Raw genomic sequence first — 14,557 nt, forward strand, 5'->3', positions numbered from 1 at the left:
GGTCGCCGACGTAGCCGTCGGCCTTTTTCCCATGCCTTCCATCAGGTCTTAAGAGAGATCATGTCTACGCGTCCTCATATCGCGCTGTCCTGGTCCGTTCGGCGCATGCGCCTTCCCCTGCTCGCCTGCCGCTGCGTCCGCTGCCATTGCGGCCTCACCGGCACCGGCAACGGGAAGTTGCGCGTCAACGCCAACGGCACCCCCCTCCTCGACATCCGGCTCCTGGGCCCGTGCGACCACAGCAGCAGAAGCAAACTCCACAATCGCGTCCCGGTCCGGTACCTCAATCGGACCCTTCCGGCGGGCTGCCGCGGCAGCTTCTCGCCTTTCCGCGCCCAGTTCCTTCGCGAGCCGCTGATCGCCTGGCGCAACCGGTTCGCCGGGGATTGGGACGCATGCCGGGGATTGCTCGCCCAGTCTCCGCCCGCAGGCCCCCCTCCCATCGAGGTCTCGGTCATCTTCGACGACCCCGCGCCCCTTCACCCCGCCTGGCGCACCGCCGAGGGGGCCGGGCATCAGCCGCGGGGAGATCGCTCCCCGCATCAAGAGCGGCACTCCGCTGAGCGGCAGAACTTGCGGGGAACGCTCGTTCGGCCTGCTACGAGCCGCCGACGTGGGCCTGAGCCGGGGCGAGAGGCAAGGTGGCCTTGGCCCGGACTGCATCACGCGGCGGTCCGCGCGCGGTCGTTCCTGACCGGGCGCGAACGAAGGTCAGGGCCGGCCCGATGCGGGCGACGAAGGTGAACGTCGGGGTGCATACATCCGGACGACTTGGGGTGGTGTCAACTACTGTCTCGACGTCGACCAGCTTGGCCCAGGTTGGGTCACCTGGAGCGAACGCACCTCCGCCTCCCACGCGGCCCGATGCGCCTCTCGGCATCGCTCACCACTCCCCCGCTGCCCTCCGACCTCTTGCCGACGGGATGCGGACTGCCAGAGCAACACGAGGGCCTCGGGGTTAGCAGAAAATCAGGGACGGCTGGCCAGGCGTCTGTGCGCCTGGTCAGCCGTCCGTCGTTGCCGGCCAGCGTCGGCTCGGCCGCATCCTGAGCAAGCCTGAAGCACCTGCTCGGCTCCGCCCTCGGTCTCCGCAACCTCACCAACCACATCGCCCGATCCCTACTCGAGACAGGCGGGTACAGACCCGACTACACCCTGCATTGGTGAAGAGCCGCTCTTCCTTGGGGTCGGGGTCGGTCAAGATACGACGGAAACCGGCGACCTGTGATCTTGAGTTGAGCTTGCCGCAGGTGAAGTGCCGGGGCGGATCGGCGTCGGCTGCCCGGCCATTGCCAGCCTGGGCCCGATCTTGTGTCACCGTTCGCAATGGACTTTCTTGCGTATTCGCTCACATCGGTCGACGGCGCACCCGATAGCGCAGGTGAAGCACCCGGTTGCCGTGAATCACCATGTCAGGATCCTCCAGCAGGTGCTGCGCGTGGACCGACCCGAAGTAGCGCTTGCCGGACCCGAATACCACGGGTACGACGTCCATGCGCACCTCGTCGACCAGACCCGCGGCAAGCACCTGGCCACCGACGTCGCCAGCGGCGACCTCGACCACGCGGTCACCCGCAAGCTCCTGCGCTTTGGCCACGGCTGCCTTGACGCCGTCGACGAAGTGGAACGGCGCTTCGGGGTCCCAGCCCTCGGGTTCCGGCCGGTGCGTCACGACGACCACGTGGTCGATCCCGCCCGGCGGCTTCCCGTCCCAGCCGTCCGTCAGGTCGAAGACGTGGCGGCCGACGACTGTCACCCCGATCTGGTCCCAGTACGGCCGGGCGTAGTCGTAGGACGTCTGCGACACCTTCAACTCGCCGCTCTCGTCCAACGGGACGTCACCGCTGGACAACCAGTCGAACAGCGGTCCGGGCTGGTCATTCTCGTCCGCGACGAAGCCGTCCACCGACACCGAGCTGTACATGACCACCTTGCCCACGGGGCTCTCCTCTCCTCTGGAGTGCCCTCAAATTAGCCTGTCGTGAGCTGTCGCTCTTGTAAGAAATCAATCGGCCGGCAGCGGCCAGCTGTCCAGCACGTGGCCGGGATGTTCGCGCAGGAACCGCCGCCGGACTTCGACGTACCGGGTCGGCGTGAGCCCGGTGAACGCCCGGAATTCGTGGCCGAAGTGGGCCTGGTCGAAGTAGCCTGCGCCACCGGCGAGGTCGCCCCAGTCGATCGGCCCGGCGGGGTTGATCGCGAACACGGTGGCGGCGAAGCGGTAGGTGCGGGCCAGCCGCTTCGGCGTGACACCGATGAGGTCCTTGAACCGCTGTGCCAGATGAGTGCTGCTGACACCGGCTGCCACGCTCAGGTCGCCAATCGCCACCGCCCCGCTGGTCGCCGCGATGACGCTGCTCGTATGGCGGACCAGCCCCAGGCCGGCGGTCTCGCACAGCCGTCGCATCAGCTCCTCCTCGAGCAGCGTCAGCATCTCGTGCGGTCCGTCCGCCGTGGCCAGCCGGTCTCGCAGCTCAGCAATGGCGGGCCGGCCCCAAACCTGCTCTACCGTGACCGGCCGGTCACACAGCTCCCCCGCAGGCATCGGCAGGAACGGCGCCAGCCCCCACGGCTTGAAGTGCACGCCGACGGACCGGGTCCGGAGTGGGTAGCCGAACTCCAACGCGCGGGTGGGCGTGGTGACCACGCAGCCGTCGGCGTACTCCGCCGTCTCGATGTCGGTGCCGCCGCGGATGCGGAACGGCGCCCCGAGGTTGACGATGAGCAACGCCGCGGGCATCGGCGGCAGCGTCAGCCGGGCGTACGGCGGCGCGCCCTCCAGGTAGTAAAGGTCGTCGATCAGCCCGTCTAGCGGCGGTCGCGGCACTCTGGACACGTACTCCACGCCCACAGCATCGCAGACGCCATCAGCGCCACGAAGAAACTTTGCATTGTGAGGACCCGCCGAAGGACTACCCCGCACGGTCGGGGTCAAGGGTGGCCGTATGCCACCAACATGCCGACGCGCGCCGCCCTTGATGTCGGCCCAGTGGCGTAGAGGAATTGGCATCCGGCGAGACCAATCACGATGGCGATCGTCCCGCCTCAGTTCTTCGAACTCCTGGTGCTCAGAAGCGTGGCCGGCGGCCCGGCCGATGCCCGCCGGAGGTCGCCAGCAGGCCGGGGCCGGGCCGACGCAACCCGCCTTTCCGGCCGCCTTGACCTGGGATGACGGTGGTGCGCCCGGCAGGATTCAGAACTGCGGCCTTGGGATTAGAGAGGATCGCGGGCGGCTGGTGAGATGTCTGCTTCCCCGGCTACCTCACCTCAACCGACCCGTTAGCTCCGCCAGTACCTACGAGACCTTGCGGTTGGAGCCGGTGACACATTCGTGCAGGCCAGGCACCCATAGCGCTAACCCTGGACAGAGCGAACAACACCTGACGACAGCCCGCCGCGCAAACACCGATGGGTAGCGGCAATTCATCACGAACCGCATCGCTGCAAACCGTCGTTGGAACGTACGCTCAAGCCGCGAGGCGCTCATGACGGATGGAATCCGGATCGGCGTACCCCGCATCCGGACCTGGCCGATCAGCGGATGCCTCACCTGCCCGGCGTGCCGGCTGGTGGGTTCGGCGGGGTCCGCTTCCACCCGGACACACCGGTCGGGCAGGATCTGTTCGTGATCTCAGACGTCCATCGGCTCCAGCGTGCCTTTGACGAGGCCGAGCTACGCGCGGACATTGATGTGCTGAACACGTTGCTGGCCGACGACTTTCAGTCCATCGGCGAGCAGGGCTATGTGCTTGATAAAGCACAGTGGCTCGGCAAGTTTGCCGAGTTCGCCTACACCAACCTGGAGAGCAGCGAGGTCGAGGTGTTCTTCTACGGTCACGCGGCTATCGTCCGGTGCGTCCAGCGCAGCCACTCAACCTGGCGCGGGCAGGAGATGGCGTTGACCGTCCGCGTCAGCCAGACGTGGGTCGAGCTGCCTGAGGGCTGGCGGCTGGCCGGCATCCAGTTCAGCTCTCTTGGCGGCGCGTGACGAGGACGTTCGACCGGCGACCGGTGCCGCCTTGACTACCAAGACTGCGCCGAGCGGTCCGGTGTGGCTGGTAAGTGAGCGGATCCTGCGGGCGCTTGCCACGACCTGATGCTCAGCGGGCGACGGCGGAGGCGCAGAGGAGCGTCGCGGCGGCGAGGCTGCCCCATAGGGCAGTTGGGCCGAGCGGTGCGAGAGCGGTGATGACCGCTGGAGAGACGGCGAGCCCGACGCCCGTGGAGAGCTGGAAGCGCGCGAGGACGCGCCCCAGGGCATGCGCCGGGGCGAGCGCGGTGACGAGCGCGGTGGCGCTGCCTGCATAGATGATCTCGCCGATCGTGCAGACCACGGACACCGCGGCGACGGCCGGGGCACCCCAGCCGTGTCCCAGGGAGGTGGCCGCGAGGAAGCCGAGGTAGGACGCGGTGAGCACCACGCCGGCGATTGCCAGCACGGACCGGCGAGGGAAGCGGGACATCGCGACGGTGACCGGAACCTGCATGGTGACCACCAGCACCGTGTTGGCCACAAAGATGGCCGCCGACCACACCGGGGAGGCGTGCATCTGCGTCACTAGGACCAGAGGGAGCGCGATTTCGGGGACGTTGAGGCAGAAGACGTAGATCACGTTGGCGGCCAGCAGCACGCGCATCCGGGGTGTGGGCTCGTCGATCCTGTCACTGGCTGCGGCGGCGGGACGAGCGTGCACGTGGACCGACCACGCCAAGGCGGCCGCGGCAAGGTAGGCGAGCCCGGTGACGGCGGCCAGCGCCTGCAATGCGGGGGTTCCGCCCGCCAGGCATGCCGTGGCCAGGAGTGCGCCGGCGCCCAGGCCGGCGTTGCGCAGGGCGCGTCCCCCTGCGAGGGCGGCGTCGCGTTCCCGGCCCCGGGCAACGCTGGCCACGAGGGCGGCGTGGGCGGCGGGCCATGCCTGGTTGCCGATGCCGAGGAAGAGCGCCGCTGCCGCGAACAGCCAGATGTTCCCCGTCGGGGTGGCCAGCAGCAGCGCCACGCCCAGCACCCGCACCAGCATCGACGCCGCCACGACCGTGCTGCGGGCGCCCCGGTCCAGCCATCGGCCCACCGCGGGCATACACACCAGACCCGCGACGACGGCGGCTGTCATGGCGGTGCCGGTGATGGGCGCGGACAGTCTGAGCACCGTCACTCCGTAGAGCAGCAGAAAGGGCCTCAGCAGGCCGGTGCCGAGCGCGTCCACGGCCAGGGCGACGGCGTAGCGGGGGCCTCCGGAGGCTCGCAGGAGGGCGTGGGGGTGGATTCCGGTGGTCGTTGCCATGGCGCCAACGGTTGCGACGGGCTGCCGGATGCGGCACGTCGGTTGACGGACATCGTCAAGCGACGCCGTCGCTGGCCGTCCGAGCAGGGATGATGGGTGGATGACGGTGCGCATCGACATCACCGGGCTGCCGGCCGAGCGGCTGCGGTTCGCGGCCTCCCCGCTGGCCGAGCTGACCGCGATGTTGCACGTCCTGGCCGAGCCTGGGCATCATCCGCGGCTGGCCGTCTGGGCCGGGGACGTGTGGGCCGGGCTCCCGCCGGAGCTGGCCGAGCGGTTGCGGGAGGCGGAGTTCCTCTGGCGTTCGTCGCGGGCCGATTTCCTCGTCCCCGCCCGGCCTCGGCAGACCCTCGCCGAGGAGTTGGACGATGTGGACCGGGTCGACGACGAGACCTATGTGACCGCGGCGCTGATTACCACGTGCGGCAGCAACCGGGTCCGCTTCACCGGGCCGTCGCCGCTCGCCGACGCGACCGCGCGGGAGCGGGCCCTTGACCTGGCCCAGGCCCGCGGCGCACTCCAAGAGGCGTTCGCGGAGCGGCTGCTCGCGGACCCGGCCGCGGTGCGGGCGCGGGTGCGCCACACCCTCGAACGATGCGCCGAGGCGTTCTTCGACGCCGCCTGGGCAGGCGCCGCCGTGCAACTGGCCACCGACCTGCGTTTGAAGAACGACCTGCTGAAGCGCCAGGGCATCGGGGCGGCACTCGCCTCGGTCTCCGGCGCGGTCACCTTGGCACCCGACGGCGACTGCATCGCCGTGGACAAGCTACAGGACAACGCGACCGCCGCCCACGGGACCGGAGTCACCTTCATTCCGAGTGTCTTCGGCAGCCCGCACCTGGTGGTGGTCCACGCGCCTGGATGGCAGCCCGTGGTGCAGTACCCCGTGGCCGAGCCGGGTCCGTCAGAGCCGGTGTCGCTGAAAAGGGTCACCCTCCGGTTGGAGGCGCTCGCACATCCGGTACGACTGCGGCTGCTGCGCACGCTGGCCCGCGGCCCGCACACCACTGGCGAGCTGGCCCACGCCTGGGAACTCTCGCCCCCGGAGGTCTCCCGCCACCTCGCCGTCCTGCGCCGCGCGGGCCTGCTCACCACCCGGCGGCACGGACGCTACGTCCACTACACCCTCAACCTGCCCGAGCTGACGACGCTGGGCACAGACCTGCTGGCCGCCGTCCTGCGCTGAGCACCTGCGGTATGCCGGCACGCGGGTGACTGCGCCTTTCGCGCCAGCCGGGCCGCGGCCGCCCGCTCGTCCGCGACGCGCCGCGAGCCGAGGATCCGGCCGAGCAGGCGGAGGGCCTTGTCCTCGCTGAGCGGGCCGACCGCCAGGCGGCGGGCCCCGTCGCTGGCCATCAGGCCGGCCAGCAGGTTCCTGCTGGTGACGAGAACCGGGCAGCCCGAATTGCCGGCAGCAGCGGACGTACCTGCGTGGCTGAGCGGGCGTTGTCCAGCACGATCAGCAGGCGCTTGTCCGCCAACATGGACCGCAACAGAGCGGCCCGCCGGCCAGCTCGACCGATACGTTGGCTGACGCCTCCCTCTAGAGAGCATCCCGCGCCACTGTCACAGGACGCCGTTGGCGATGGAGGGACGCAACGCTTCCGCACACCTAGACTTCGCGGCCGTAGGTGACGGCTTCGCGGACGAGTCTAGGGGCCTTCTCAGCGAGCTGCGGGTCCGGCCGTGCTCCCAGCGCGTCATTGATGGTGGAGAACGCCAGTCGGAACGCGATGAAGGTTGTCGCCTCGAAGATCTGCTGGTCGTTGAGACCCGCATCGCGTAAGCGGTCCACGTGGGTCTCGGTCGTGGCATTCGGATCTTGGACGACCTGACGGGACCAAGCGGCGAGAGCGACCTCTCGCGCGGACAGATCACCATCAGCGCCTCGCAGCACCTTCGCGGCCGTCGCCTCGTCACTGAGCGCGGCCAGCCTCGACCCCCATGCCAGTGCGCAGTAGGCGTCGCCGCGGGCAGCGGCGGTGGCGGCAACCATCACGGCCATTTCCCTCGGCGACAGGCCTGACTCGGCCAGGAGATCGGCGCGCAGGGCCTGGAAAGACCTCAGCACGTCAGGGCGCCAGGCCCAGACACGAGTGAGGTTGTTGACGTAGCCGTCGGAGTCGAGGTCCTCCTGGTACGCGGCGGCCACCGCCGGGCTTTCGGGCGGGTCTGCGATGAATGCGACCGGACGGTTCATAGGGTCAGCGTGCTGCATTCAGCGGCGGCCCAACGACCGATCAACGACAGTTCGGAAGTCGGTTCTTCTACTGCGACTCGTGGTCCACTGCCTTGGCGGTGATCTCCGCTGGTGTGAGGGCCGCGCCGATGGATGCCAGTTTGCCGAGCGAGCGGTAGTGCTCGAGCACTCCTACATCCTCACTGTCAGGGCACTTGGTCGTGGCTCCGGTGAGTGGATGCAAGGTCCGGATTGCACGGGGCACATCTGCGGCCCGCATCGAGTCGCGCGTGGTCGCGTTCGGTGTGGGCGTTCAGGCGCGGCCGCGTACAAGAGGCAGGAAGACCTCGTCGACGATTTCTATCAGTACCTCGTCCGGGACCGAGGGGACGCCGCGCATCGCGTACTCGGCTCGTAGCAGCATCATCGGCGTGGTCGCAACCCGCGCATGGGCGGCCGCCGGCGGCGCCTCGCCGCGTGCTACGGCGCGTTCGAGCATGGTCAGCCAGGCGCGGTCCATGGTTTCCGCGCCCGACCGTTCACGCATGAGTTCGAGCAGCGCCGGGTCATCCGCCGCAGCCGCCAGCAGGCCGCGTAGCACCGCTCCGTGCGGCGAGGACCACGTCTCGTTCGCCCGCCGCAGCATCTCGAGCGCGTCGCCGCGCAGAGTGCCCGTGTCGGGGTTCGGCATCACGGCGTCGGAGAGGTGGCGGTACGCCGCGATGCCCAGCGCCGCCCGATTCGGCCACCGGCGGTAGATGGCGTTCTTGTTCGTACCGGCCCGGGCGGCGACGCGGTCCATGGTCATCCCCGCGTAGCCGGACTCGCGCAGTTCCTCCGCCGCCGCGTGCAGGATGGCCCGTTCCAGTTCTGCTCCCCGGCGCCTCGTGGTCATGCCTTGCAGGGTACTCGACGTACCCTATAGGGTACGGGGCGTACCTTACGAGCGAGGAGAACTCCCTATGCGCGTCTTCGGCATGAACTACGACACCGGCTTCGTAAGCGCCGGCTCCACGACGCACGAGCCGTTCAAGCCCGAGACCGTACGGCGCGACCTGCGCGTCATCCGGGAGGAGTTGCACTGCGACGCGGTGCGCATCACCGGCGGTGTCCAGGACCGGCTGGAGATGGCCGCGCGATTCGCCGCCGAGGCCGGGCTCGAGGTGTGGTACTGCCCCTTCACCAACGACCTCGACCGCGACGGGCTCATGGCGTTCCTGCTCGACGGCGCCGAGCGCGCCGAGCGGCTACGGCGCGGCGGGACTCCGGTCGTGTACCTCACGGGCTCCGAGATCTCCATGTTCACCGCCGGCTTCCTGCCCGGTCGTGACCTGGCAGAGCGCATGGCGCTGTTCGCCGATCCGATGCGGATGCGGAAGGCGGTCCCGGCCGCGCGCGCCGCAGTACGCGACTTCCTCGCCGAGGTGGTGCCCGCGGTGCGGGAGCGGTTCGGCGGCCCCGTCGGCTACGCCTCGATCCCGCTGGAGGACGTCGACTGGACCCCGTTCGACATCATCGCCAGCGACGCCGGCTACCGCGACGCGACCAACGCCGCGGCGTTCCCGCAAGGCCTCGCGTCGGCGGTGGGGCAGGGCAAGCCGTACGCCGCGACCGAGTTCGGCTGCTGCACATTCCGCGGCGCGGCCGACGTCGCGGGACGGACGGAGCCGGTGACGTACGACGAGCACGGGCGCGCCGCGAAGCTCACCGCGCAACTGGAGCGTGATGAGGAGGGCCAGGCCCGCTACGTCCTGGACCTGCTGCGCGACTACGAGGCGGGCGGGGTGGAGGCGGCGTTCGTATACACGTTCGCGAACCGTCACCTGCCGACCACCGGCGACCCGGAGCACGACTACGACCTGGCCGCGCGGGGGATCGTGCGGGTACTGCCGGACGGCTCGTGGACGCCGAAGGCAGCGTTCCACGCCCTGGCCGAGTACGGCCGCACGCGCGCTCAAACCCTTGCGAAGTAGTCGCCCGGTCTCGACACGTCCTCGGCGCCGTGCGCGACCGTGCGCAGGACACGCCGGGGGTGACAGTCAGCGTGCCACCCAAAGTCCTGAAAGACCGGGTGAACGGCGACACGCCCGTAAGCGCCGCGGGGGGTGGCGGCGGCTTATGCCGGCGCGTCGGCGGGCGCCGGCGGGGACCGCCGCCTGGCGGCGCGCCGCCACGCCAACCGTTGGTGGCTGGTGCCAGCCTCCTGGGCAGATCGGTCAGCCCGCCGGCCGCTGCGTCCCCTGCCGTCCTGAGGCGATCGAGCGCCGGTGAACGGCTCGGCGCCAGCGCGGCATGGACCCCCACATCGGAGCCCATGCCGCCGCCACGGCGCCCTCACCGTCACGAAACCACGGTGGCGGGGAGCCGCGGCTCAGCCGCAGTTGCCCCAGCTGTACCGGCCGGCGCTCTGCCAGCTGGTGCCGTACAACACCTCACCGCTGTACATCACGCACTTGTCGACCGCAGAACGCTGGATCGCGGCGTAGTACTTGTAGCTGCCGGAGTCGTAGGCCCAGGAACCGCCGTAAACCCGGATCCCGGCGGAGACCCCGGTCGTCGAGCCGACGGCCACGGCCTTGAGCGTCGCGACGCAGTTGTACCCGGTGGCGCTGTTGTACATCAGGTAGACATCGCCCACCTTCGTGCCGTCGGACGCATAGATCGTCCGGTGCCCGTCGCTGGCATACGCCCACGATCCGCCGAAGTCGTTGTTGCAGGCCTGCGCCGCGGTGAAGGGGTTGGTCGCAGCCCGTGCGGGCGAGGCGAATGTCACCGCACCGGCAACCACGGCGAGAATCGAGACGGCCAGTCGTCGCGCTGATCCGCGCACACGTCCTCCCAGAAGTCCTCAGGCGCGAAGATCACGCCTGATTGATCATCCCATGTGGACGGGTGCCGATGGTCGGGGCGGCCCGGGCCGCGCGCCGCGTTCCGCGTCCCTGCCGACCGGGTCCGCCGCGACGAATTCCTGAAGCAGCACTTCCACACCCTGCGGGAGGCGGTGAAGGGTGCCGACACCGCCGGGCGGGAGTCCCGCGGTCAGAAGGTGGCGATCGGGTTCACCGGGCTGCCGGAGGTACCGGCGAAGCGGACCGGCGCGACTGCGAGGTGGAAGTCCCACTGGTCGAGCTCAGCAGCCGTCGTCGGGCACCCCTCCAGGTCGCAGTTGTCGAGCAGCCACAACCCCATCGCGACGAGGCCCACGGCGTGAACCGGCATCAACATTTCGTCGTACCCCGACGGCTGAACCTCCTGGGGGCTGTCGGCGCCGATCAGCGCGACTCCCCGCTCATGCAGCCACGGCAGGCAGGACGCGTGCCAGCCGGCCTGCGTGAATCCGTTGGCCGCACCGGCCTCGTGCCGGACCCGGCCATAGCCGGTGCGCAGGAGTACCGCATCGCCGGATCGCACCCGCACACCCTGACGACGCTCGGCCTCCTCAAGATCCTCAGGAAACACGCCCTGCCCCGGCTCCAACCACGGCACGTCACGGACCCTTGCGATGTCCAGCAGGACGCCGCGCGTGATGATCCCGTTCGCCGCGGCCGTGACGGCCGCCCACCCGGATCCCGTCGTGGCGTCGACCAACGAGTGCGACCGCCCGTTGTACATCGCGCCGTCCCAGAAAATGTGGCACGGCGAGTCGAGGTGGGTGACGGTGTTGCCGTGGAACGTGATGCTGAGCCGCTCGGATGAAAAGCCCCAGCGCCGGTCTTTGCGGAACCCGGGCAGCGGCATGTTCTCGGCACCCGGCATGTCCGCGGCGCACGGGCACGTCGTCGTCGACCGCTCCATCTCCTCCGGTACGGATACCTCCCATGCGCACGACACGCTCCTGCCGTGGCGCACGGCCCGCGCCGCCCCCAGCCGGACGTCGTCGGTGATGTGGTTCAGAGTGCCGAGCTCGTCGTCGTCGCCCCAACGTCCCCAGTTCGACAACGTGTGGAAGTACCCGAACACATCGTCCTGCGTGGGCGTCGGTCGCGCTGCCGTCATCCCAGTATCGACTCCTCGGGTCTGGCGGTTCGAGGCACCGCAGGCAGGGTGGGCCGGCCCATTCCGTCTACCTGCCAAGGCGCGCCGAACGGGCATGACATCGGATCAGCGGGCCAGCAGTCGGCCAGTCAGGAGGCAGGGTACGGCATACCTGTAGAGCCCAGGGGCGACCTATCGCCCACGGACCAGTTGTGACCGAACGGGTCCGTGAAGCCACCTTGACGGTGCGTCCCCCACGGCACGCGGTGATCCTCGATTGCCGCTCCGGCGACTGCGCCGGCCGCGACGGCGTGCTCGATGAAGGTGTCGGGGTCATCGACGAACACCTCGATGCGGGTGCTCGTGGCCCCCGCCTGTCCGGGACTGGTCTCTGTAGGGTTCTCGGGATTGACCTCGTGGAGGAAGAAGGGGGCGCCGCTGATCTCAAGGCCGGCCACGCCACCGAGGTTCCACAGCTCCGTCGCGCCCAGTGCAGTCCTGTACCAGGCGACTGCGGCGTCTGCATCGGAGACGATCAACATCACAGAGATCACTGGCGGTGCAGCGGGCAGCGTGTCGCCGGACAGGGCGGAACGATCTTTGGGTTGCTCGGTCATGCCCACAGCATGCCCGGCATCGCCAGCAGCGTCTCCCAGTATGCCGACGGCCGACTCCCACAGCACCAAGGTCAGCAGAGCGTGAAACGTCATCGCCATCCAACTCTTGCTGAGATCAGTTCATTGCCGATGGTCGCTACGCTGTGCGACGTGCCTTGGTGGAGGTTGCCGCTGACGGCAGAACCTTACAAATACACGGTCTTCGTTGTGCTGTCTGTCCCGCTCGGGCTCTGGGCTCTGGTGGACGGCGGCGAAGCCCAGCGGACAGTCGGGAGCGCCCTGCTGCGGCGTGAGCCGCGGCGGTCCCGGCTCAACGGGCTGGCCGCGGTACCGGTGGATGTGGTGGCGCTGGCGGTGGTCGGGTACTGCTGGATCGGCGTGGTGGTGAACCTCGCGTACCCGGCACGGTCGTTGTTCGGCATGAGCGGCGAGTACCGCGACTCCTGGGGCGGCCCGACGCTCGCCGGCGCCTGGGCGGTTCACGCGCTCGCCGGCATCGCCTTCTGGCTGCTCGTACCGTGGATCCTGCGCGGGTATGTGGCCGTGTGGCGCCGGCTGATGGGTGCGTAATGCCGGGCGGCTACCTCGATCCGGAAACACTGTTCCTCGCCGGCAGCTCGGCCGGTGCATACCTGGCGGTGCGAGTGGCCGGCGAGGGCGCGGACGGCATCGCGGGGCTGATCGGACGCTACGGCAACTACGGAGACCTCACGCTGAGCGACGGACCGCCGCTGCTGATCATCCATGGCCAGAACGATGTCGTGGTACCGGCCTCGGACGCGCGCGTTTACCGAGCGGGTACGGGCGGTATCCCGCGCTCCGGTCCGATACGCGGAGTTGCCCGGCGCGCACCACAACTTCGACCTGTTCGAATCGATCCGGTCGGCCGCCGTCAACCAGGCAGTCGCGGAGTTTGTTGCCCAATGCCTAGTGACGCATCGTCACTGATAGATTTCATCCCTGATCGGGTCGAGCCATTGCCCTCGCCCTGCCATGGCGGACGCACAAGAAAGGTGCGGCACGCGCGGCTGCATTGGCCCAAGCAACGCAACACTGATCGGCACTGCCAGTGGCTCGAGGCGGCGGCTTGAATCGTTGCGAACGGACCTGAGGATGCCTTCCACCCGTGACCGACCGCGAGGAAAGAACCGCCGCCGCCATGACGATCGAACTGGACGCCACCAACCGCGCTACTCGCACTGAGGCCGCCTTCCGACAGGCCCGCAACTCCGCTGCCTTCTGGACGGCCACCGGGCGGGCCCGTGGCCACGAGGTCATCCGTCGACCTGGCTTTCTGGCCGTCGTCGGCGACGAGCGTGCGGGCCTGCGCGTCCTGATCCAGGCGCCCGACCTCCGCGCCGACGAGATGGCCGAGATAACCGACCTTGCCGACCAGGCGACCGGCCCGGTCGACGCCGAGGACCCGTTCAGCTCGACGGATCTGAGCCACCTCAACATGCGCAGTTGGCAGATGCCGGTGATGGCGCGCCAGCCGGGCGCCGTTGCCGAACCGGCGCTGGAGGTGATCCGCCCGAGGACCGCGGAGGACCTCCGCGCGGCTGAGCGGGTGGTGATCGCGGCTTTCGAGCTGGCCAGGTTCGAGCCCCACCGGGGCGGTGAGATGTTCCCTCCCGCCCTGCTGCAACAGCCGGGGGTGGACGTGTTCCTGGCCCGGCGTGACGGCGAGGTCGCTGGAGCGTGTGTGACCGTCGTGGAAGACGGATTCGGCAGCCACTACTGGGTGGGGACGTCGCCGGCTTTCCGGTCCGCCGGTGTCGGGCGGGCGGTCATGCTCGGGTCTCTCGCCCACATGGTGGACATGCCGGTCACGCTGACGGCTTCCCGTTTGGGTAGGCCGCTGTATGAGTCGCTGGGCTTCCGTGCCGTGACGCCCTCGACCTGGTGGTCTTCCCGTTAGAAAAATGCCGGGGGTGCCGTCGACGCGAGCACGAACCCGCCGATGCCATACGGCATCCGGGATCCTCAGCGGCGGCGCGGCCCTTCGCGGGCCGCCGGGCCCGCACACCCGTCGGGCGGTTGGCGGTGTCATCAGCCGCCGGCGAGCCGACTCTGCTGGCGGCATCCAATAGGGCGAGGGGCGCCTGCCTGGCGTAGTTGCCGGCGCCGCTCGTGTCGTGGTGCGCCGCGATCAGCACCCTCGACCAGGATGAGTAGTTGCCGACCGACGGTGTGCGGGTGGGCTGTCCCGGCGCGCCGGGCGGTCGCCGCGGCCGGTGGGATCATGCTCGCCCAGGTCGGCAAGGCGTCGACGTGCCTGCGACATCTCGGGTCCCGGCACCTGGCGCTCAACGCCGCGCGGCTCGCGCTGGCCGCGGGGAGGAGGTCGAGGAGCCGGCGTGGCTGGGGGCGGCCCGGTTCGCGTGCGCGCGGTCAGGAGATCGAGGCGGCGCTAGCCTCGATCGTTCACGGCTGATGTCGGGCGTTCCGGCCCCGCGTCTGCGATCGTTCATTGTCGATGCGACCGGGTCCGGGGCATGGTGGTG

13 protein-coding genes are annotated in these 14,557 nt (G+C 69.5%); 5 read left to right on the forward strand and 8 right to left on the reverse strand.

The window, feature by feature from the left end:
* Nucleotides 1–1,348: 1,348 nt before the first annotated feature.
* Nucleotides 1,349–1,939 carry a dihydrofolate reductase family protein gene (locus ACWEVO_RS00790; protein ID WP_452305463.1) on the reverse strand — a complete coding sequence of 197 codons (591 nt, stop codon included), beginning with the start codon at nt 1,937–1,939 and terminating at the stop codon, nt 1,349–1,351.
* A 66-nt stretch (nt 1,940–2,005) separates the two neighbouring features.
* Nucleotides 2,006–2,845 (reverse strand): helix-turn-helix domain-containing protein, encoded by an 840-nt coding sequence (locus ACWEVO_RS00795; RefSeq protein WP_452305464.1) that lies wholly within the window; start codon nt 2,843–2,845, stop codon nt 2,006–2,008.
* 609 nt (nt 2,846–3,454) lie between these two features.
* Here ACWEVO_RS00795 and ACWEVO_RS00800 point away from each other — a divergent pair.
* Nucleotides 3,455–3,988: a nuclear transport factor 2 family protein gene (locus tag ACWEVO_RS00800; RefSeq protein WP_452305465.1), complete on the forward strand. Its 534-nt coding sequence runs from the start codon at nt 3,455–3,457 to the stop codon at nt 3,986–3,988.
* Nucleotides 3,989–4,100: 112 nt separating this feature from the next.
* Here the strand turns inward: ACWEVO_RS00800 and ACWEVO_RS00805 are convergent, their stop codons facing one another.
* Nucleotides 4,101–5,282: an MFS transporter gene (locus tag ACWEVO_RS00805; RefSeq protein WP_452305466.1), complete on the reverse strand. Its 1,182-nt coding sequence runs from the start codon at nt 5,280–5,282 to the stop codon at nt 4,101–4,103.
* A gap of 100 nt (nt 5,283–5,382) precedes the next feature.
* Between ACWEVO_RS00805 and ACWEVO_RS00810 the strand changes: the two genes are divergently transcribed.
* Nucleotides 5,383–6,468, forward strand: a complete 1,086-nt coding sequence (locus ACWEVO_RS00810; RefSeq protein WP_452305467.1) for a DUF5937 family protein — start codon at nt 5,383–5,385, stop codon at nt 6,466–6,468.
* A gap of 426 nt (nt 6,469–6,894) precedes the next feature.
* Here the strand turns inward: ACWEVO_RS00810 and ACWEVO_RS00815 are convergent, their stop codons facing one another.
* Together ACWEVO_RS00815 and ACWEVO_RS00820 are read right to left on the reverse strand one after the other, a co-directional pair.
* Nucleotides 6,895–7,482, reverse strand: coding sequence for a carboxymuconolactone decarboxylase family protein (locus tag ACWEVO_RS00815; protein ID WP_452305468.1), 588 nt, complete (start codon nt 7,480–7,482; stop codon nt 6,895–6,897).
* A gap of 292 nt (nt 7,483–7,774) precedes the next feature.
* The gene (locus tag ACWEVO_RS00820; protein ID WP_452305469.1) at nt 7,775–8,356 is read right to left on the reverse strand and encodes a TetR/AcrR family transcriptional regulator; all 582 of its coding nucleotides are present in this window, start codon (nt 8,354–8,356) and stop codon (nt 7,775–7,777) included.
* A 67-nt stretch (nt 8,357–8,423) separates the two neighbouring features.
* Here ACWEVO_RS00820 and ACWEVO_RS00825 point away from each other — a divergent pair, with 67 nt between their 5' ends.
* On the forward strand, nt 8,424–9,434 hold the full coding sequence (locus ACWEVO_RS00825; RefSeq protein WP_452305470.1) for a hypothetical protein: 1,011 nt from the start codon (nt 8,424–8,426) through the stop codon (nt 9,432–9,434).
* A 398-nt stretch (nt 9,435–9,832) separates the two neighbouring features.
* On the opposite strand, the gene ACWEVO_RS00830 is transcribed toward ACWEVO_RS00825, so the two are convergent.
* The 3 genes from ACWEVO_RS00830 to ACWEVO_RS00840 all read right to left on the reverse strand — a co-directional run bounded on the left by ACWEVO_RS00830 (nt 9,833) and on the right by ACWEVO_RS00840 (nt 12,152).
* Nucleotides 9,833–10,291 (reverse strand): hypothetical protein, encoded by a 459-nt coding sequence (locus tag ACWEVO_RS00830; protein WP_452305471.1) that lies wholly within the window; start codon nt 10,289–10,291, stop codon nt 9,833–9,835.
* A 209-nt stretch (nt 10,292–10,500) separates the two neighbouring features.
* The gene (locus ACWEVO_RS00835; protein ID WP_452305472.1) at nt 10,501–11,457 is read right to left on the reverse strand and encodes a cyclase family protein; all 957 of its coding nucleotides are present in this window, start codon (nt 11,455–11,457) and stop codon (nt 10,501–10,503) included.
* A 128-nt stretch (nt 11,458–11,585) separates the two neighbouring features.
* Nucleotides 11,586–12,152 carry a VOC family protein gene (locus ACWEVO_RS00840; RefSeq protein WP_452305473.1) on the reverse strand — a complete coding sequence of 189 codons (567 nt, stop codon included), beginning with the start codon at nt 12,150–12,152 and terminating at the stop codon, nt 11,586–11,588.
* A 108-nt stretch (nt 12,153–12,260) separates the two neighbouring features.
* On the opposite strand from ACWEVO_RS00840, the gene ACWEVO_RS00845 reads away from it, so the two are divergent.
* Both ACWEVO_RS00845 and ACWEVO_RS00850 read left to right on the forward strand, forming a co-directional pair.
* The gene (locus ACWEVO_RS00845; RefSeq protein ID WP_452305474.1) at nt 12,261–12,623 is read left to right on the forward strand and encodes a hypothetical protein; all 363 of its coding nucleotides are present in this window, start codon (nt 12,261–12,263) and stop codon (nt 12,621–12,623) included.
* A 556-nt stretch (nt 12,624–13,179) separates the two neighbouring features.
* Nucleotides 13,180–13,971, forward strand: coding sequence for a GNAT family N-acetyltransferase (locus tag ACWEVO_RS00850; protein WP_452305475.1), 792 nt, complete (start codon nt 13,180–13,182; stop codon nt 13,969–13,971).
* The last annotated feature ends 586 nt before the right edge of the window (nt 13,972–14,557 follow it).

It is taken from the genome of Micromonospora sp. NPDC003776, assembly GCF_053605645.1.

Excerpts from the sequence above, each read along its gene's own strand:
- ACWEVO_RS00805 (WP_452305466.1), bottom strand. The coding sequence starts at position 5,282 with ATGGCAACGACCACCGGAATCCACCCCCACGCCCTCCTGCGAGCCTCC.
- ACWEVO_RS00810 (WP_452305467.1), top strand. The coding sequence starts at position 5,383 with ATGACGGTGCGCATCGACATCACCGGGCTGCCGGCCGAGCGGCTGCGG.
- ACWEVO_RS00815 (WP_452305468.1), bottom strand. The coding sequence starts at position 7,482 with ATGAACCGTCCGGTCGCATTCATCGCAGACCCGCCCGAAAGCCCGGCG.
- ACWEVO_RS00820 (WP_452305469.1), bottom strand. The coding sequence starts at position 8,356 with ATGACCACGAGGCGCCGGGGAGCAGAACTGGAACGGGCCATCCTGCAC.
- ACWEVO_RS00825 (WP_452305470.1), top strand. The coding sequence starts at position 8,424 with ATGCGCGTCTTCGGCATGAACTACGACACCGGCTTCGTAAGCGCCGGC.
- ACWEVO_RS00835 (WP_452305472.1), bottom strand. The coding sequence starts at position 11,457 with ATGACGGCAGCGCGACCGACGCCCACGCAGGACGATGTGTTCGGGTAC.
- ACWEVO_RS00840 (WP_452305473.1), bottom strand. The coding sequence starts at position 12,152 with ATGGCGATGACGTTTCACGCTCTGCTGACCTTGGTGCTGTGGGAGTCG.